The organism is Shewanella sp. SM32 (assembly GCF_025654235.1).
Classification (GTDB): domain Bacteria; phylum Pseudomonadota; class Gammaproteobacteria; order Enterobacterales; family Shewanellaceae; genus Shewanella; species Shewanella oncorhynchi.
Genome location: NZ_JAKKRO010000073.1, coordinates 1 through 19,673 on the forward strand (window position 1 = coordinate 1; position 19,673 = coordinate 19,673).

Genomic DNA, 19,673 nt, shown 5'->3' on the forward strand with positions numbered 1-19,673 from the left:
TGGTTCAATGCCTGTTGTGGCTAGTTGGTTTACACGCACAGCAACAGGGCTGGGATAAGCATTTTCAGGCCAATACCATTGGGCATCGAACGGTACTCTCAACGATTCGCTTGGGATTGGAGGTACTCAGGCGGCCTGATTATCAAATCACGGAGAAAGAATTGCTGGCGGCCTGGGTATTATTCGCCAATCAGTTGCTCAAATATGGCTATGCTATGGCTGATTTATGAGGGGATCCTTCAGTGCTATATCTGCCTATAAAGATCTAACGAACAGCCTATGACAAGGCTTCACCCTAGTCGTCTTTCATTCCCCACGGCGAGTCATACGTTAATAGACATCTAACTTGTCACGTAGAAAATTTAAGATGTGCAAGCTATTGTGGACCGCGATTATTCTGTCTCAACCGAAAAACGTTTAAAAACCAACCTAGATCGACTAATTACGACAAAGGGAAAGTACATTTAGCGACTAAGAGACAAAATGTCCACCGAGGGTGACTTGCCCGACAAAAAGACCCACTCAAGTCACATTTTTTATCAGCGTAAAATGAGACTATGGCGAAAGTCACACGATAGGGCCTTACATCTTGACACACTCGACCGTGGCCTTTAATTTGAGCGAAAGATTCTTATTTACAGACTAAAATCACTACAGGTAAATGGCTTGTAAAAGAGGACATTAACCTGAGTCGAATTTACTGACGCTGACAGAGTGACCTTCAGCTTTCGCCTTCATCCGTTATCTTTGGAGTTCTATTTGCCCGTTCATGCCCTGTCTGAAGACCTTAAGTCTCTCATCGACAAACTCATTCAATTAAAGCAAGTTCCACCGACGGAACCGATAGTGCAGTTGTCACTAAACACTGTCGCTATGCCTTTAATTTCATGGCTGGCATCACAGACTCAATACCCAAGGATCTACTGGCATGGGCGCGACAGAATCGAAGAAGTCGCGGCGATAGGGGCGTGCAAAGACTTTAGATTTGAAACCGGAATCAATGATCAGCAACTGGCCATGGCCTACCAAGAGCAGCGAGCCTTATCGACGAATCAGAATATTCGCTACTATGGCGGTGTTGCCTTCGATCGCACTATAGAGTCTTGGCCTGAGTTCGGTAATAGCCGCTTTATCCTGCCGCGCATTGAATTTAGACGCAGTGGTAACAAATTTAGCCTATTAGTGAATCTTAATTTTGCTGATAATGATCACCATAGCGAGATAGATAAGGCCATCGGCGCTATCGAAGCTGTCATGCCTGCTAAGCCACTCTCGCCACCTAAAAAGATCGTTCCACTTGGGCGCAGTGACAAACCTGATTTTGAACGTTGGAAGACATTAGTCGAGCAAGTGGTGGATCCTAAGTTCAATCAAGATACCCCAAAAGTCGTGTTATCCCGCTTAACACAACTTGAAGTCAACGAACCTATCGATCCTTGGATGGTGCTGGCTTGCTGGCAGGGCCGTAATCCCAATAGTTTCCAGTTTGGCTTTCAATTTAGCCCAGATCGCACTTTTATCTCTTGCTCACCAGAGCGTTTATTCCGCCGCCGTCAGCAGGAGCTATTTACCGAGGCACTTGCTGGTACAACGGTACGCGGTCTCAATCGAGAAGAAGATATTGCGCTGGCGAACGCTTTATTAGAAGACAACAAAAATAGCGTTGAAAACCAACTTGTTCGCAGTCACATAGTGAATATGCTCACGCCGCTGAGCAATTATGTTGGCGCCGATGAATTAGCGACTATTTTTAAGCTGAACCATATTCAACATTTACACCGTGCAATTCGAGCCGAATTGAAACCGGGCGTGAATGATTTCCAACTGTTACAAGCCCTGCATCCTACTCCTGCAGTTGGCGGCTTGCCGCGATATTCAGCGCTAAACTTTATTCGTCAACGTGAAGGTTATATTCGTGGTTGGTACGCCGGTGCCTGCGGCTATTTCAATAAATATGAGAGTGAGTTTTCGGTAGCGATCCGCAGTGCGCTGATCGAACCCGGTCGGATTAATCTATTTGCGGGGGCGGGAATTATTGCAGGTTCTGAGCCCGAAGCTGAGTGGCAAGAGCTTGAAAATAAACTCGCAACCATAATGTCGATTTTATTCGAAATGTAATAAGCCTAGTAAACATTAAGACTATTCAGCGCCGTCAGCCCTTCGTTTTTCAATCGTTTCAAGGTAAAGCCTGTCCTGTTCACCCGAATCGATTAAGCGCTTATGTGCAAGGTCAAAATGTTGTTTCAACATCTGGCCTTTCTCGGTGTTAGCGAAAACAAAATAGGTTTCGGCCTTGAGTACACCTTGAATAATCACAAAATTTTGTGGCGCCTTTAATTTAGGAACAAACGTAAGTAAATTAGGTTTGTAATCTAGCACGGCATCTATACGTCCAGCATTTAAGCTATTGAGCATAGTCAACATATCGCTACTTTCTTCGTAATACATAGGCACAGGTGTCAGCATATTGTATCTGTAGGCCAGCATGGCCTGAACCTTCTTGTGGGATAGGCTTTCAATACCGGTCCAGCCTGCTGCTGCCTCGGCAGTAACAGCCACATCGATAGAGTCCACTTCAACCATATTCTCTGTTAATAGCCCCTTTTTAATATCACCCTTGTAAACGCTGAGCGTGATATCGGTACGATTGTGCTCAACAAGATATAAACTGCGGGCAAAAGGCATAAACTGCACATTGAGTTGCCATTCTGGCTCAGGGAAAATCCGCTGAAGTAACTCGAAGTAGTAACCCGTTTTATCACGATTGGCAAATCCCTCCCAAGTTGACGTTGCGACATTGACCACTATCGGCTGAGCGGCGGAAACAGATACAGGTAACACAGCTAAAAATAAGCAAAAAGTAGCAAAAAATCGTCTCATGGCTATCCTCCTTCGACGTATTCAAAGTGTAGAAGAGTTTTCATTCTATGTGCACATTTAAACAGCAGACTTGCATCTTAAAACTCGACCACTATAATGGCGACCCGATTTCAGCACGCTGTCATCGGCAATAAAGTCGTAAACATAATAAATTGAATATTAGCGGGTTCCCTCACCCCGCCCTACACAACTAAAAAGGCCACATATGTTAATGTTAACCACAGCGCAGCTTCGCCGCGCTTTATTCCTATTAGTAGGATTCCACATACTGATTATTTGCGTCAGCAACTACTTAGTACAATTGCCATTTCAACTGTTTGGCTACCACACAACTTGGGGGGCATTCAGCTTTCCGTTCGTGTACTTAGCCACAGATCTCACTGTCCGTATTTTTGGCCAACAAGCCGCACGCAGCATCATACTCAAAGCTATGATTCCCGCTTTGATGATTTCCTACGTGATGGGAGTGATGTTCCATCAAGGCAGCTTTCAAGGTACTGATTCACTTGCACAGTGGAATACCTTTGTGTTCCGAATTGCCTTTGCCAGCTTCGCGGCTTATTTGATTGGTCAGTTGATGGATATTAAGGTTTTTGCCCGTATTCGAGCCAGTCGCTCTTGGTGGGTCGCCCCAGCCGCCTCAACCTTAGTCGGAAATCTGGTCGATACTTTAGTCTTTTTCAGTATCGCCTTTTACGCCTCTTCCGATAGCTTTATGGCAGCCAATTGGCCCGAAATCGCTACAGTCGATTACGGCTTTAAGCTAATCGTGAGCTTAGGCCTTTTCCTACCGGCATACGGTGTTTTGCTAAAAGTCTTACAGGACAAGATTTTGCGAGCCAATCCGCAAGAATCAATTTCCTGATTAACCCAACTGGCCAGACCTGTTATAATTTAACCAGTTAATAGCTCAGCCCTGCTCCTGTTAACGCGCGAGTGGGGCTTATTTTTTATGAGAGTAAACTATGTATTCTATTGAAATTAAAGCAGAGTCAAGTTTGACTCCCGAGTTAGCCGTTCAGCTTATCCAACTTAGCCAACAAATCCCAGAGCTCGATCACCCACTCACAAACGAAGTGTTGGACCAGCGCTTACAGGGCAAGACATGTTTGATCTTAGTCGCATATGTAGAAGGTGAATTGGCAGGGTTTAAACTGGGTTATGAGCAAGAAGAGGCTATATTTTATAGCTGGTTAGGTGGCGTTGCATCCGACTTTAGACGTTTAGGCTTAGCGCAGAGTCTACTCGAATATCAAGAAACTTGGGCACGCCGCCATGGCTATAATCATATTCAGGTGAAAACGATGAATCGTTTTCCTGCGATGCTTAATTTATTGATCAGTAATCAATATTTAATTACTGAACTAACAGCCGATCCTAAAAGCTTAGTCGATCATAAACTGTATCTGTGCAAGTCGATCTAAACCGTTAATGGATGAGGGCAAAACGATATTTGTAAAGATGTGCACTTTTTGCAATAAATAGCTTGCAAACACAATTGAGAATGATTATCGTTAACGTGCGTTCCAAAACTCATCTTTAACAACGATGACTGGTAATCGACGTTGTTATGGAGCTCCTGAGTTTGCAAGCACGACATTGCTCACACACACTCTTTGTGGCCGGACTCATCATCCGGCTTTTTTTTTGCCTAAAAATCAGTAATGCAAAGCCACATAATACAAAGCCAGCAATCGCTCGACATATTTTAATTCAAACTTAATCAGCCAAATACAACACACTGCCTATCTAACGGGATAAGACTAATCTGCAGACATATCGCTGTAGTTGCCCGCAAAGTGTAAGCCATCGTAGGGATTATTTTGCTGATCTTCCTTCGCTTCATGATACAAACCTATGGTAAATAAAGACCCTTTACCCAAAGTTGAACTCACTTCTATCGTGCCACCAATCCGCTTGATAATGCCGTAACTGAGCGAAAGACCTAAACCAGTGCCATCCTTACGTGTGGTATAAAAAGGGTCGAAAATCCGTCCAAGCTGCTCTGGCGCTATCCCTGAGCCTTCATCTTCCACTTCGATTTTGACGCCAATCGGCATATCCTGCTGCACCCAGTCATAGGTTCGCACCCAAATACGTCCTTTACCGTCCATCGCATGCGCCGCATTCACTACAAGATTAATCAAGACTTGCAACAACTGCGGACGATTAACCTGTACTGGACAACTGGCGTTTAACTCAGTGATCAGCACGACTTCTTGTTTTTGAATCGAATGTCGCACCAACACCAACATTTCTTCGATAATGGGAGTCATCGGATGCATTTCTAGTGGTGCGTTGAATTCGCCAGGTCGGCTGTATTGCAACAGGCTACGGATGATAGTGCTGATCCGCCCAACCTGTTGAATGACTAGATCAATTTCTTCTTTTACTACTTCAGCATTATCACCAAGTTCGTAGCGCAGTAATTCCATATTGCCAAGAATTACGGCCGTCGGATTATTGATTTCATGGGCAATACCTGCGGTCAATTCGCCAAGAGCTGTGAGCTTCTCGTTAGTGACGAGCTGTTGACGTGTTTCGTTTAGTAATGCCACGTTACGTTGCAGCTCTAAGGTTTTATCCTGCAGGCTGCGAGTACGCTCTTCAACCTTCATTTCAAGCTGTTCTGCAGCCGCTTGAATTTGGGCATTTCGACGCTGTAGCAAGTCAAGCATACTGTCAAATTGCTCGGCTAAGTTCGATAACTCATTATCCCTATCTAATCCTAAGGCGCCGATACGAATATTGCGCCCCGACTGCACTGCTTGTACAACATGGTGAATACGTTCAATGGGCTGCAATAAACTATAAGCACCGCGATAAACCAGCAGGCCAGAGACCAACAGCACTAACATTAGAATCGTGCCTAGCTCTATGATATTGAGTAAATAATTATGGATAAATGGCGATTCAGAAAAGCCAGTATAGATCATACCGACACGTTGGCCGCGAACATCTTCTAAGGGGGCATAAGCGGAAATAAACCAATCGTTAAATACGAAAGCGCGATCGACCCACTGCTCACCTTGAGTTAACACTTTGTCTTTCACTTCCTCCGATACTAAACTGCCAAGCGCGCGGCCCAGCGTCTCATTGCCTGTGGGATAAAAATGCAGCGGCACGTTGGTGGAAATACGGATGTTATCTAAGAAGATGGTCACAGTACCGATGGAACGCTCGGGCAAGGTGCCTTTGTCGTATACCAGATCACGAATGTGGTCGACAATTCGAGTATCGCGATTAAACAAGATCCCACCATCGAGATACCAAGCCACTTTGCCTTCCATATCAGGGACGGGCAATAGGCTACGGCTCAATAAACCACGTTCTTCAACGGTTTTAACGGGGCTCTGCGCCCGCAAGGTTGCAACTATCGGAATGCTCGCAGTGATAGCCAATTCGGGGTCGATACGTGCTAAACGCTCGGGCGGCAGCACCATCAAGCCGGAGTAAGGTAATAAACCATCTAACTTAGGAAGGATTTGGCGTAAATCTGGGTCTGCGGCCGCTTCGGCAACACTGACTAAACGCAGATAATCGAGATTTAGCTGTTTTTTCTGTTCAAGGAGAAAAGCATCAATACTGGCTCGGTAGCTGACTTCGCCACTTAATTCTTTACCACTGAAAAGTGGCCTAAAGTCATTTTGAAAAGTCCAAGACGTCACCACACGTTCAAGTTGTTTTTCTTGGCGTACTTGCACTTGCTGCAAAGTGTTTTCGGCAACAGATAAGTCAGCTTTAACCTTCATAAACAGCTGCTTACCTGTGTAACTGATGTTCCAGTAAATAGTGATAAACACTAAACTCACCAGTGTCAGTAAAATGGGCAGTAACGTCAGGATTAATATGCGATAGCGCACCTTGGCCTGCATTTGCTGCCAACTGACACCAAAAAAGTGAGTGAAGAATGACACCCTATGACTCCTGTTCGCCACTAAAATCAAACCACTCTTTATACTTGCGATCTAAGGTCTTGCGCGATACGCCTAAATCCCTCGCCGCGGCAGACTTATTGCCAGAATGTAAGTCCACAACACTGGTCACATGGTGTTTTTCCACGTCTTTCAATGGCCAATCCAATGGATAACCCGATGTGGATAAAGACTCACTCTTCAGCTGTTGCTTCCAATATTCCGCTGGCGGTTTGCCCAGCAAAATACAACGCTCAATCATGTTGCGCAGTTCACGAATGTTACCAGGCCACTCGTGTTGCTGTAGTTTCACCATATCTTCATGGCTCCATACGACTTCTCTTACCCCTAATTCAGCGGCAAGTTGGCGAGTGAAATGATGGGTTAACTCCACTACATCTTCGGGTCTATCACGTAATGGCGGGATTAAAATATCGAGCACATTCAGCCGATAATATAAGTCTCGACGGAAATTCCCAGCATCCACTTCATCAATCAGAGTACGGTTAGTGGCCGCGATCACTCGCACATCAATGTTAACTTCTTTCTCGCTGCCCACAGGACGAATCGCTTTTTGCTCTAACACTCGAAGTAAAGCCGTTTGCATTTTTAGTGGCATTTCGCCAATTTCATCGAGAAAAATCGTCCCGCCAGAAGCAAAACTGAATAAACCTTCACGATTGCCTTTCGCACCCGTAAAGGCACCGGCGGTATGGCCAAACAATTCACTTTCGAGCAGTTCAGGGGCGATAGAGCCACAGTTAACTGGGACAAAAGGTCCCTGACGTCCACTAAGCAAATGCAATTGCCGTGCGACTAATTCCTTACCCGTGCCCGACTCACCTTGGATCAAGACGACGGCATTGGTCGGCGCCACACGTTCGATGATATGTTTCACCGACTTCATGGCTTCACTGCTGCCAATAATGGTCGATGAATAACCGATTGAAACCTCACGACGCAGCATCAAGTTTTCACGTTTAAGCAAGCGACGTTCGATACAGCGATCGACCGCAGTCATCATCTGTTCGAGATGGAAAGGTTTCATGATGAAGTCAGACGCACCCGCGCGTAGCGCGGTAATCGCGACTTCCATGTCAGCATAGCCAGTCATAAATATGATGTCCGAACGACGCCCCTGCTCATCCAACGCTTCATGCCATTCGATACCCGAACGACCAGGCAGACGAATGTCAACGATAAGCAAATCGAAATGGCAACGGCTACGCAGCTGCTCCGCATCTTCGATACTGCCCGCCGTTTCGACTAAGGCAAATTTCTTCGAGAGTGCCTTATTTAAAAAACTCCGCATTCCGGGTTCATCATCAACAATCAGTACCGATACTGCCGATGGAAGAGGCTTGAGGTTATTATCTATCTGGCTCATATTGTCTGCTTCTGGACATTTTGACTCATTTGCGACCAATTCTAGCACTGAAAATAGATGAATAGGTCACTATGAACCATCAGAAGTTTGTCCTGAGACAATTTGTCTGTAGAGTATTTGTTAAGCTTGGGATCAAGCTCACAAATTAGGTTAAGCTGTGAAGAAAATGACCGCATTCTCAGCTTGGCATCTAACTTGCTTTCAACCGAACGTATTACAATTTACGAGACCTTCCACTCAGTAGGCATTTGAGTTGGAATCCTATTTTCCGCCAAGGAGTACCCATGCTAAACATGAAATCTCATATGAAGTCATTACTGGGACTGGTTGTTGCAGCCAGTATGTTCACTGTTTTACCCGCTCACTCGACTGAAATTATCAAGTTAGCCACCACCACCAGCACAGAAAACTCAGGCCTATTGAAAGAACTGTTACCTAAGTTCGAAAGTGAATCAGGCTACAAGGTTCAAGTCATCGCCACAGGTACAGGTAAAGCCCTGAAACTAGGTGAGCAAGGTGATGTGGATTTAGTCATGACTCACGCGCCTAGCGCCGAAGCCAAATTCGTAGCCGATGGTTTTGGTGTTGAGCCCCGTGGCATTATGGAAAATGATTTCGTAGTACTTGGCCCTAAAAACGACCCAGCAAAAATCCGTGACAGCAAAACGGCCGAAGAAGCCTTCGTTAAAATGGCAAAATCAGGCGTACCTTTTATCTCTCGTGGTGACAACTCAGGCACTCACATCAAAGAGTTAGAAGTATGGAAAGCGGCAAATGTTACTCCTAACTTCAAAGGTTATACTTCAGTCGGTCAAGGCATGGGTAAAACCCTGCTGATGGCAAACGAAATGCAAGGTTACACTCTGTCTGACCGTGGTACTTTCGTGGCTTATAAAACTAAGCTCGATCTTGCCGTTGATTTCGATGGTGGTAAAACCTTAGCCAACCCATACCAAGTCATTCTCATCAACCCTACTAAATACCCAGATCTGAACCACAAAGGCGCTAAAGCATTCAGCGACTGGTTGATCAGCAAAGAAGGTCAAAGCATGATCAACAGCTTCAAAGTTGAAGGCGAGCAATTGTTCAAGGCAACTTATAGCGAATGAACGACGGCTGGCTAGCACTATTACAGCAGGCGTTAAGCCTGCTGTTTTCTTTAGACCCTGACGTTTGGTCCATCATTTCGATCTCGTTTTCGGTTTCTTTCGCGGCACTGCTGATCACGCTGGTTCCTTCCATGGTGCTCGGCTTTGTGTTGGCGTTTGCGCCATTTCGCGGCAAATGGATAGTCACTAACTTAGTTCAAACTCTGCAATCAATCCCGACAGTGGTTATCGGTCTACTCGTGTATTTACTGCTAACGCGCAACGGTCCTATGGGCGATCTAAAATGGTTATTTACCCAAGAAGGCATGATTCTCGGGCAAATGTTCATCTGTGCCCCCGTGCTAATTGCAATGAGCCAAGCCGCATTCACTAGCGTTGATCGCAGAGCTTGGGAAACCTCACGCACCTTAGGTGCCTCTTGGTGCAGCGCAGTGTGGACAGTATGCCGAGAACTGCGCATGCCCTTACTGCTGGCGATTGTCGCGGCGTTTAGTCGCATTCTGACCGAAGTCGGCTGCTCTATGATGGTCGGCGGCAATATTTTAAACGTGACCCGTAATATTCCTACCGCAATCGCACTTGAAACCAGCAAAGGTGACTTCGCCCAAGCTATCGCCCTCGGGCTAGTGCTGCTAATCTTGGCCTTGATCCTCAACTTTGCCTTAGGTAGTTTACGCGGCAAAGCCATGCCAAGGAGCCATTAAGCAATGACTAAGGTCAAACTGATCGCCCGTGACGTAGAAATGTCCTTTGGTGCGCGCCTGTTATTCAAAGCCGACGTATTATCGCTCTGCCAAGGAGATGTGATTTATCTGCAAGGCGACAATGGCACAGGCAAATCAACCTTGATGAAAATTCTGGCAGGCTTAATACCACCAACCAAAGGCCATATTAAGGCTGTCGGTTTTGCCAAAAATGCTTGGTGGCGACGCAATCCATTGTTAGGTAAGGCTGTTTATCTGCACCAACATCCTTATTTGTTCGACGGCACAGTAGAATATAATCTCACCTATGGGCTGAATTTCAGCTCAGAAACAAAAGCCAAGGCGAAACAGCGGATTACTCAAGCAATTGAGATGGCGCAGCTAGGGTCGCTGCTGCACGAAAGGGCCAGTAATCTCTCTGGTGGCGAAAGACAGCGCCTCGCGATTGCGCGCGCTTGGATCCTACAACCTAAACTATTAATGCTCGATGAACCCACCTCCAATATGGACAAGGATTCCCAAGAGCTAGTATTAAAAATGATCCAACAACTCAAACACGAAGGCACAGGAATGTTACTGAGTAGCCATCAGAATTGCGCGCTAACCGCCATCTGCGAACAACAGTGGCACATAGAAAGTGAGCGCGTGATGACCTCTTATCAACAGCCTGAATCTTTGCCAGCACAGGAGCCTTTGTATGTCATCGCAAATTGATGCCGTTATTCTCGCCGGTGGTATGGCCCGTCGCATGGGTGGCGACGATAAAGGTCTCGTCGAATTAAACGGCGAAGCCATGATTAAGCACACAATAGATAGAATAAAACCTCAGGTTAAGGAGATCCTGATCAACGCAAATCGTAACCAAACACGTTATGCTGAGTTCGGTTTTAAGGTGATAAGTGACGAGCATAGTGGTTTCCTCGGACCTTTAGCGGGTATGATCACCGCTATGGGCCAAACAGATGCAGACTACTTATTGGTAGTGCCCTGCGACTGCCCACTCCTGCCACTCGACCTTGTTCCGCGTATGTTGGCAGCAATTGAAGCAGAAAAAGCCGAGATTGCTGTTGCCAGTGACGGTGAGTATGAACAACCCGTTGTTTTACTCTTAAAACCTAGCTTACGTGACTCGATGAAAGCGTTTCTTGAGGCGGGTGAGCGTAAAGTGGACTTTTGGTATATCAAACATCACTTCGTCGTAGCGTCATTCGCCGACCAGCCCAATGCTTTTGTGAATGTGAATACGCCAGAACAAAAACAACGACTAGCGATAGAAATCACCCAATAGCTAAAAAGGCTCCAATAACCCAAATTAGAGGTGCAAATGAGTAACCCCTTCGTCAATCCGCTCGCTATTCCCGTTCTCGGATTTTGTGCCTACAGTGGCACGGGGAAAACCACCTTACTCAAGCAATTGATCCCCGAATTAAATCAACGTGGCCTGCGCTTAGCCGTAATCAAACATGCCCACCATAATTTCGACGTAGATATTCCCGGCAAAGACAGTTACGAAATGCGTAAAGCGGGTGCGCGACAAATGCTGGTCGCCTCCCATGTACGCTGGGCGCTGATGACAGAAGATGCGCGCGATGGCGATCCTGAGTTAGTCCATTTACTCAAGCAAATCGAAGCCGACAAAGTCGATATCGTCCTCGTCGAAGGCTTTAAAAAGCTCGCATTACCTAAAATTGAATTGCACCGCGCCGCCCACGGCAAACCTTTTATCTACACCCAAGATGAGAATATCCTCGCCATCGCCTGTTGCGATGACACTCAGTTGCCAAACGACGCACTCCCGAATGAGCTGCGCCGTCTCGATCTCAACAATGTCAGCCAGATTGCCGATTTTGTGATGGAGTACGCCCAAAACTGGGAAGCGCCACTCCAATACCCCATTTCGGCCGTGGATACCTGCGCCATAGGCAACAACAAAAACCTTACCGTCAGCCAAGGTTTAGCGCAGATTTTATCCCATGTATCACCTGTGGCAGAGATTGAAGACATTGAGTTAGATGCCTTAGATAACCGCGTACTAGCCAGCGACAGCATTTCTCCCGTCAACGTGCCACAACAAACCAATTCGGCGATGGATGGCTACGCCTTTGTCTATCAAGACCCAATGCCTACCACATTAAAATTGGTGGGAGAGGTTCTTGCCGGTCATCAATATTCGGCCACGCTTAAAGTCGGCGAAACCGTGCGTATCATGACGGGCGCAACAGTGCCTGCAGGTGCTGATACAGTGCAGCCCCGAGAGCTTGCCAAGGAAGTCGATGGCATTGTTAGCTTTGAAGGCCGCATTCTTTCTGGCCAACACGTTCGCCTCGCTGGAGAAGATATTGCTCAAGGCCAAGTCGCACTTGCAAAAGCCACTCGCCTAAGCGCCGCCGAACAAGGTTTACTAGCCTCACTCGGGCTCAATCACGTGAGTGTATATCGCCGCCCAACTGTTGCAGTATTCTCTACCGGCGATGAAGTGAGCCAGCCCGGCGAAGTGCTCAAAGCTAACTGCATTTATGACTCAAACCGCTTTACCATCAAAGCGATGGCAAAACGTCTCGGTTGTGACGTTATCGATTTAGGCATTATCGAAGATTCTGAAGCCGCCCTTGAAGCAACTCTCGCTAAAGCCGCCAACCTTGCTGATGTCGTCATTAGCTCGGGTGGCGTGTCTGTCGGCGATGCGGACTACATTAAAACCGTGCTTGCACGCCTCGGAAAAATTGATTTCTGGCGGATTAGCATGCGTCCGGGTCGGCCACTCGCCTTTGGTAAAGTGAATGACAGCTTATTCTTCGGGCTACCTGGCAACCCAGTCGCAGTCATGGTGTCTTTCCTGCAATTTGTGCAGCCCGCTTTACGAAAATTAGCAGGTGAAGTGAACTGGCAAGCGCAGCTATTCCCTGCAATAAGTGATGAAACTCTACGAAGCCGCCAAGGCCGCACCGAATTTATTCGCGGGATTTATCAGCTTGGTAAAGATGGACGCCTACACGTTAGTAGCACGGGCAACCAAGGTTCTGGGATGTTAAGTTCAATGGTTAAAGGGAATTGCCTCATCATCATAGGGGATGATGCAGAAGCCGTGAATGCAGGTGAAACTGTATTTATTCAACCCTTTGCGGATCTGCTTTAGGATCCAGTGAGTTTTTATGAGTCTAATTGTGGATTCCTTTGGCCGTAAGGTCGAATATTTACGGCTCTCGGTCACCGACCGCTGCGACTTTCGCTGTGTTTATTGCATGACGGAAGATCCCTGTTTTCTGCCAAAGGACCACGTACTCCACCTCGAAGAATTAGCTTGGATTGCCCAAGCCTTTACCGAGCTTGGTGTGACTAAAATTCGCCTGACCGGCGGTGAGCCCTTAGTTCGCACCGATTGCGATCAGCTAGTGGGTCTGCTTGGCAAACTGCCTGGGCTGACGGATTTATCCATGACCACCAATGGTTCAAGGCTGACAAAATTCGCTAAACCCATGTTTGATGCAGGATTAAAGCGCCTCAATATCAGCCTAGATACCTTAAACCCCACACTGTTTACTCAGCTAACGCGTAACGGCAAATTAGACAGAGTCATCGATGGTATTGATGCGGCTATTGCGGCGGGATTTGAACGTATTAAGATTAATGCGGTGATTTTAAAACAGCAGAACGATAATGAAGTTATTGATTTAGTTGATTTCTGCCGTGGCCGTAACTTAGACATCGCCTTTATCGAAGAAATGCCACTTGGCGAAATGGATGAGCGGAAACGCGCCCGTCATTGCAGCAGCGATGAAGTAAAAGCCATCATCAATAGTCACTATCCGCTACAGCTTTCCAACAAACGTACCGGCGGCCCAGCACGTTATTACACTATGGCCGACAGCCCAATCCATATCGGCTTTATCTCGCCCCACAGCCACAACTTCTGCCACGAATGTAATCGCGTGCGCGTCACAGTCGAAGGCCAATTACTGCTGTGTTTAGGCAATGAACATGCCGTTGATCTCAAAAGCATAGTCCGGGAATTTCCGGCTGATATTGAAAGATTAAAAGTCGCTATTCTCGCGGGAATTAATCTCAAGCCTAAGCAGCACGACTTTGGCAATAATCAGGTACAAATCCTACGCTTTATGAATGCCACTGGCGGTTAAGCATCACCACTCCATCGCTTAAGGGCTAGCATCTCAATTTGGCCGTGATAAACTCGAAGCATCACCCCATACTTAGCGTCACACATTTCTATGGCCTTAACTCGTAAGCAATGGAATAACGTCATTATTGTCGCCTGCGTCTTTATGGTCGCCGTGCTGACTTTTATGGATAACAAGACCAATAATGTTCCGAGTGATGCTCAGCTGCTATTTGACGATAATGCGCCGCTTTCACAGCTGCAACTCGACGGGTTATGGCTGCACAAGCAAGCATCACAATGGGAGTGCGACACTAAAATCCTCAACTGTGATGAATGGGCAAAGGCGTGGCAAACCATACGGGTATCCCCCTTAACCACCGCGCCAGAAACCACAGATAATCCGCAAGAATTAGTCATCCAGATTGCAGATATCCGCGATGCTCAACTGTGGATCTATTTTCCCAATGAAGGCGCCTTAAAGTCTCCCGCAGGTAATTGGTATTTAGTACCACCGAGTTTAAGATCTAAACTGCAACCGATCCTCGATGCGAAACCCGCAACTTAAATGCCACCCCATTTTACTTAAGATAAGAAAGAATCCATGCCGGAATTACCAGAAGTTGAAGTCACCCGTCAGGGTATTGCCCCCTACCTTGTCGAGCAAACCGTAGTTGATCTTGTGATCCGCAATGGCTCGTTGCGCTGGCCAGTGCCTGACATAGCCAAACAGATTATCGGCCAAGTCATACGCCAAGTGCGACGCCGTGCTAAGTATCTATTAATCGACACCGACGCGGGCACCAGCATAGTGCATTTGGGTATGTCAGGGAGTTTACGGATTTTGCCCCACGACACGCCAGTGGAAAAGCATGACCATATCGACTTAGTGCTCGCCAACGGCCGCATTTTACGTTTTAACGATCCCAGACGTTTCGGTGCTTGGCTATGGTGTGAACTCCCAGAAGAAGCGCATCCATTACTCGCCAAACTGGGGCCAGAGCCACTGACCCATGCCTTTAATGTCGCACAATTAGCGGCAGCTTTAGCGGGCAAGAAAAAGGCCATCAAACTCTGCCTGATGGATAATCATATAGTGGTGGGAGTGGGTAATATTTACGCCAATGAAGCCCTGTTTGCGGCGGGCATTCACCCAGAGGCCGAAGCAGGTAAAATCGATATCGAGCGTTTGACCGTTTTAGTTGCAGAAGTGAAGCAAATCTTAGCCCACGCCATTAAACAGGGTGGCACCACGCTGAAAGACTTCACCAATGCCGATGGCAAGCCGGGCTACTTCGCCCAAAAACTGCATGTCTATGGTCGCGGCGGTGAAACCTGCACAAGCTGCGGTAACTTGCTGAGTGAAATCCGTTTAGGCCAGCGCACCACAGTTTTTTGTGGCATTTGCCAAACACGCTAATATTGCGTTATTTATAAGCCAAAATGCCAAGCAAGTGCTTGGCATTTTTCGTTATTTAATCAATTATATCTGTCAAAAACGATACTCAAAACTGCTAAATAGCGTGGCATTTGTATCATTTTCTTGAACTTCAAATTCCGATCTCGATACTGTTCCACCTAAGCTCCACATGCCTTTCCACACAGGCATACGGTAAGAAAGCTCCAGCATCAATAAATCTTCTTTTGGCGGTTGTGGTGCCCAAGTGTTCGCCACATTGGAGCCATCTTTATTCAGCTTCGCATAACGCAGCAACGAGGTAAAACCACGGCTGTTATTAAACTGGCCAACTAATCCAACCACGAACACTTGTGCATCGCTATCATAGGTAGAACCCAAAGCACGACCATAGTAGCGAGCACCACTCAGATAGACAGGATCCTCATAGAAACAATTGGCACTATCACCATCGCATTTTACATAGGTGTCCGAATATTCCATGAACAACTTAAACTGCTTACCCGATGTGCCAAAATGGGTATCAATCCCCCAAAGTGAGCCGCAGTCACTACCATTTTCACAACTATGTTCGAGATATAATCCAACAGGGATATCCTGCAAAGTATCGGCATAACGCATATCAATACTTTGAGTTCTATGGCCTGCATCGCGGCGCTCATTCGGCGCACAATCATTTGTACCATCGATACAAACAGCATTACTCGCAACCGAATCCCACCAAGAGTCAAAGTTACAATCTTGGCCCTCACCACAAAATAAGGTCGACCAAGACAATCCCACTTCTAACTGTTTAATCGGTCTTGCACTTAAGCGCATATCCCACTCAGCCGTCTTAGGCACAGCACGATCCACTTCAGTTAAGCTAAATCCGGTTTTAAAGGTCCAAGGACCAATCCAAGATAACCAAGGTGTTTCAAAGGCCGCGGCATTGTTACGGCTCAAGGTTAACGATGACATAGGGCGGGCGTTATTAGAACGATGTAGAGCCGAGTCAAACCCCGGTCCCCACCACTGCTCAACCGCGCCTAAGGTTGCGATCCAATTACCAAAAATGATGGCAAAATAAGACTCATCAAGGCGGAAATTTTTATTATCTTGCGGATCATAGGTTTCTGCCACAGTCGCCTTATAAGCAACACGCGATCCTAAATACTCGTAGGAGCCCAGCACTTCACCTTTCTCGCGATAGTCAGAACCATAATGTTGAAAGCGAGCAGGATCAGATGCTGCCGATACTTTTATCCGTGCATTACCACGATTATCGACAGCATTTTGATAATAAAAATTAACCCGTGCAAAGGCTTGTACTAAAGAGGGAGAAAGCAGCTCAGGCTCAATTTTCGCTAAATCACCACCAATGCCTGACCACATCAATGGATAAGTATTCACTGGCACAGTGATCACACCCGCATCAGCAAGTGCTTGAATGTCAGCTCTAAGATAAATATCAGAGGCATCGACCCAAGGTGCAGCAGCAAGCATTGAAGAAAAAAACAGGCCAGAGGCAATGCTAGTAGCAAGGATCGTGGGGGGAAAAAAAGCCTTCATAACATCCTTTTAAGTATCATCACAAGGCAACAATGCCTCAAAGTTAACACAAAACGCCTACGTAAAAACCATCAGGTACGCAGGTAAAATCTAGGGTTTAACCAACTTAAGCTTTGCCGCCAATGCAGCAGTTACTTCAGGGTGAACAAACTGGCTCACATCGCCACCATGCAAAGCGACTTCCTTAACTAAGGTTGAAGAGATAAATGAGTTTTCCTCGGCAGGCGTTAAAAATACGCTTTCCAGATCAGGGCTCAATCTGCGATTCATATTTGCTAATTGGAATTCATATTCAAAGTCGGATACCGCGCGTAACCCACGCACAAGTACACTGGCCTTTTGCTCCTTGGCAAAATCCACTAGCAACCCCGAAAACCCCACCACCTCAACATTATCCAAATGAGCAGTCACCCGATTGACCAATTCAACTCGCTCTTCAAGGGTGAATCTAGGCTGCTTGGAAGGATTAGCCGCAATGCCAATCACCACATGTTTAAACAGTTTAGCCGCACGCTCAATCAAGTCGGCATGACCATTGGTGATAGGATCAAATGTCCCTGGGTAAATTGCTCTTGTATGCACTTTGCTGACTCAACTCACATGGATGCCAAAAATCATTGCTCGCAAGTCTACTCGTTTTAGCCAAGCGAGTGAATAATCGCAGCAAAAACGACTTTAAATACCGATAAAAAACTTAAAAATAAGCAAGAACGCTATTGATTAAGCCCATGTAAAGGCACGAACAGGTATAATGTTGCACGAAATTAAAACCGACCACATACAATGTTGCTCCCCTATTTAACGATATACACTGAGCAGTGTTAGGTTTAAAAACGACGTTTGAAGACACGCAGAAGAGCATATATGAAGAAAATCGCGATTTTTTGCCATAACTTTTTCTCCAACGGCACAGTGAAAGTCGCCTTGTCGCAGGCAGAAGTGTTACAGGAAGCAGGACAAGATGTACATTTGTTTGTGTTTCACAGGGAAGGCGATTTTATACCTCCGCAAAATGTGACCATTCATTATCTGTTTGAAGCGGGTCAAAAACCTTCGCTACAGGAGCAGATACAACAACTCAAAGCTAAAGTGAGCGCCGCCGAAAAAACGGGCAAGTTTTCACTCTTTCTAAGTAATTCAACTGACTGCGATGTTGTTGTTTCCGGCTGTCATTTCGATCCTTGCTACTACTTCTGTCATTGTGCGTTAAAACAAGAGTTATTGATGGAGTTAAAACGCGGTCCAGTACACTTCTGGCGCAGATGGAAAAAAGCCAAGGCTCTGATCGGCAAAAAAATCATCACAGTCTCAAATGGTATTGCCGACGAACTCAGAGCCACTTCTTGGTTAAAACCCCAGAGCGTGCAAACCATCTACAACCCTTTTCGCTTAGAAGAAATAAAAATTAAGACTCAAGAAGTTATCGCCGAAATTCCCAATGAGCCTTATATGATCCATGTGGGTAGAGTCACTCGTCAAAAGCGCCATGACATTCTCTTCAAAGCATTGAGGGATATGCCGACAGCACCGAAACTCGTGCTTCTCTGTAATCGACCAAATAAAGCGCGTAAATTAGCCAAAAAATACGGTGTTGAGCACCGAATTATCACACCCGGTTTTCAACATAATCCCTATGCTTGGATTGCCAACGCAGAATTAATGCTACTGAGCTCAGATTTTGAAGGCTTGCCAACGGTAGTCATTGAGTCATTGGCCTGTGGCACCCCCGTCGTAAGCACTGACTGCCCTCACGGCCCGAATGAAATCCTTACCGGACATTTAGCTAAATATTTGGTTCCCGTTCGCCAACCTGCATTGTTGGCACAAAAGGCTCTGGAATGTCTGGCATCGCCTCCATCGCTTGAAGACCTTGCTATTCTTAAAGCCGTAGATAGTCAAAATATTGCAAAGCAATATTTGAACTTAGCCGAATAAATATCTTTATACGGTAAAAAAGTAGAAACTCTATTGAATATAAGTAGAGTTTCTACTTAACCTCCAACACCTGTTACACTCTGATACAGTATGAAAGCTCGTTTTAATTGGATTAAAAAACACAAGACGTTAACAAATGCATCAAACAAAGAGTAATAACACACAGAAATACAATACATTTAGCCTGTATAATTACTATTATTGAACATCGATAAAACAGTTTATTATAAGGTTAACCATTCTGTATTTATGAATAAATAAATTCATTGATAGTCTATTTGAAAAATATCAAAATACTTCCCATCAAATAATTCTGCCTAAGTAGAATTAGCAATAAATGATTTTTTGGGGTAGTAATGAGTAAGCTTAAAGTGGCTTTATTAGTTGATGAGTACTTTGGTGGTACAGGCACAGTGCTGAAGAATCCCCTGATGATTTACAAATAAATCATCAAATTAGGGTGGAAGCGCATCTTGTTGCATGATCAAATGGTTTCGCTAAAAACTACACTTGGACAACAAGATGCGCGAAGCCAATATCCTACAACATTCTTTACACCAATACTGCCCAGAACTTCACCTAAAACGATTAAACAGCTTGATGCTGGCCTCTAAGGCACTGATTGAATGTAAGACACTGACCTTGACTGAGTTAGGTCGAAA

At 45.9% G+C, this 19,673-nt stretch carries 17 protein-coding genes and 2 pseudogenes; 14 read left to right on the top strand and 5 right to left on the bottom strand.

Annotated elements, in window-relative coordinates:
* Both L5M10_RS20710 and L5M10_RS20715 read left to right on the top strand, forming a co-directional pair.
* Positions 1-230, top strand: a pseudogene (locus L5M10_RS20710) (IS4 family transposase); the annotation flags it as partial.
* Between the two features lie 529 nt (positions 231-759).
* On the top strand, positions 760-2,118 hold the full coding sequence (locus L5M10_RS20715) for an isochorismate synthase MenF (protein WP_263198464.1): 1,359 nt from the start codon (positions 760-762) through the stop codon (positions 2,116-2,118).
* A 21-nt stretch (positions 2,119-2,139) separates the two neighbouring features.
* On the opposite strand, the gene L5M10_RS20720 is transcribed toward L5M10_RS20715, so the two are convergent.
* The gene (locus tag L5M10_RS20720) at positions 2,140-2,880 is read right to left on the bottom strand and encodes a substrate-binding periplasmic protein (protein WP_219251450.1); all 741 of its coding nucleotides are present in this window, start codon (positions 2,878-2,880) and stop codon (positions 2,140-2,142) included.
* Between the two features lie 205 nt (positions 2,881-3,085).
* On the opposite strand from L5M10_RS20720, the gene L5M10_RS20725 reads away from it, so the two are divergent.
* Complete coding sequence (locus L5M10_RS20725; RefSeq protein WP_219251451.1) at positions 3,086-3,745, top strand: 7-cyano-7-deazaguanine/7-aminomethyl-7-deazaguanine transporter; 660 nt, start codon at positions 3,086-3,088, stop codon at positions 3,743-3,745.
* Positions 3,746-3,845: 100 nt separating this feature from the next.
* A complete protein-coding gene (locus L5M10_RS20730; RefSeq protein WP_219251452.1) occupies positions 3,846-4,304 on the top strand; it encodes a GNAT family N-acetyltransferase in 459 nt (152 codons plus the stop codon).
* A 339-nt stretch (positions 4,305-4,643) separates the two neighbouring features.
* Here L5M10_RS20730 and L5M10_RS20735 read toward each other — a convergent pair whose 3' ends face one another.
* Positions 4,644-6,797, bottom strand: coding sequence for a cache domain-containing protein (locus tag L5M10_RS20735; protein ID WP_105250737.1), 2,154 nt, complete (start codon positions 6,795-6,797; stop codon positions 4,644-4,646).
* Position 6,798: 1 nt separating this feature from the next.
* Entirely contained in the window at positions 6,799-8,181 is a 1,383-nt protein-coding gene (locus L5M10_RS20740) for a sigma-54-dependent transcriptional regulator (protein ID WP_105250738.1), read from the bottom strand.
* Between the two features lie 284 nt (positions 8,182-8,465).
* On the opposite strand from L5M10_RS20740, the gene L5M10_RS20745 reads away from it, so the two are divergent.
* From L5M10_RS20745 to mutM, 8 genes are all read left to right on the top strand, one after another.
* Positions 8,466-9,290, top strand: coding sequence for a substrate-binding domain-containing protein (locus L5M10_RS20745; RefSeq protein WP_212599451.1), 825 nt, complete (start codon positions 8,466-8,468; stop codon positions 9,288-9,290).
* A complete protein-coding gene (locus L5M10_RS20750; RefSeq protein WP_168826136.1) occupies positions 9,287-9,994 on the top strand; it encodes an ABC transporter permease in 708 nt (235 codons plus the stop codon). The genes L5M10_RS20745 and L5M10_RS20750 overlap by 4 nt, the downstream gene beginning before the upstream one ends.
* 3 nt (positions 9,995-9,997) lie before the next feature.
* Positions 9,998-10,708 carry an energy-coupling factor ABC transporter ATP-binding protein gene (locus L5M10_RS20755; protein WP_263198467.1) on the top strand — a complete coding sequence of 237 codons (711 nt, stop codon included), beginning with the start codon at positions 9,998-10,000 and terminating at the stop codon, positions 10,706-10,708.
* Positions 10,692-11,282 (top strand): molybdenum cofactor guanylyltransferase MobA, encoded by a 591-nt coding sequence (gene mobA / locus L5M10_RS20760; protein WP_113940167.1) that lies wholly within the window; start codon positions 10,692-10,694, stop codon positions 11,280-11,282. The genes L5M10_RS20755 and mobA overlap by 17 nt, the downstream gene beginning before the upstream one ends.
* A gap of 36 nt (positions 11,283-11,318) precedes the next feature.
* Positions 11,319-13,130 carry a bifunctional molybdopterin-guanine dinucleotide biosynthesis adaptor protein MobB/molybdopterin molybdotransferase MoeA gene (locus L5M10_RS20765; protein ID WP_263198469.1) on the top strand — a complete coding sequence of 604 codons (1,812 nt, stop codon included), beginning with the start codon at positions 11,319-11,321 and terminating at the stop codon, positions 13,128-13,130.
* Between the two features lie 16 nt (positions 13,131-13,146).
* Positions 13,147-14,130: a GTP 3',8-cyclase MoaA gene (gene moaA / locus L5M10_RS20770; RefSeq protein WP_131524425.1), complete on the top strand. Its 984-nt coding sequence runs from the start codon at positions 13,147-13,149 to the stop codon at positions 14,128-14,130.
* A 90-nt stretch (positions 14,131-14,220) separates the two neighbouring features.
* Positions 14,221-14,676, top strand: coding sequence for a hypothetical protein (locus tag L5M10_RS20775; protein WP_263198471.1), 456 nt, complete (start codon positions 14,221-14,223; stop codon positions 14,674-14,676).
* Between the two features lie 36 nt (positions 14,677-14,712).
* Positions 14,713-15,528, top strand: coding sequence for a bifunctional DNA-formamidopyrimidine glycosylase/DNA-(apurinic or apyrimidinic site) lyase (gene mutM, locus L5M10_RS20780; RefSeq protein WP_263167915.1), 816 nt, complete (start codon positions 14,713-14,715; stop codon positions 15,526-15,528).
* A 72-nt stretch (positions 15,529-15,600) separates the two neighbouring features.
* On the opposite strand, the gene L5M10_RS20785 is transcribed toward mutM, so the two are convergent.
* On the bottom strand, positions 15,601-17,076 hold the full coding sequence (locus L5M10_RS20785) for a capsule assembly Wzi family protein (protein WP_263162642.1): 1,476 nt from the start codon (positions 17,074-17,076) through the stop codon (positions 15,601-15,603).
* 90 nt (positions 17,077-17,166) lie between these two features.
* A complete protein-coding gene (gene coaD / locus L5M10_RS20790; RefSeq protein WP_105250747.1) occupies positions 17,167-17,658 on the bottom strand; it encodes a pantetheine-phosphate adenylyltransferase in 492 nt (163 codons plus the stop codon).
* A 282-nt stretch (positions 17,659-17,940) separates the two neighbouring features.
* On the opposite strand from coaD, the gene L5M10_RS20795 reads away from it, so the two are divergent.
* Both L5M10_RS20795 and L5M10_RS20800 read left to right on the top strand, forming a co-directional pair.
* Positions 17,941-19,011 carry a glycosyltransferase gene (locus L5M10_RS20795; RefSeq protein ID WP_263162645.1) on the top strand — a complete coding sequence of 357 codons (1,071 nt, stop codon included), beginning with the start codon at positions 17,941-17,943 and terminating at the stop codon, positions 19,009-19,011.
* A gap of 522 nt (positions 19,012-19,533) precedes the next feature.
* Positions 19,534-19,673, top strand: a pseudogene (locus L5M10_RS20800) (IS4 family transposase); the annotation flags it as partial.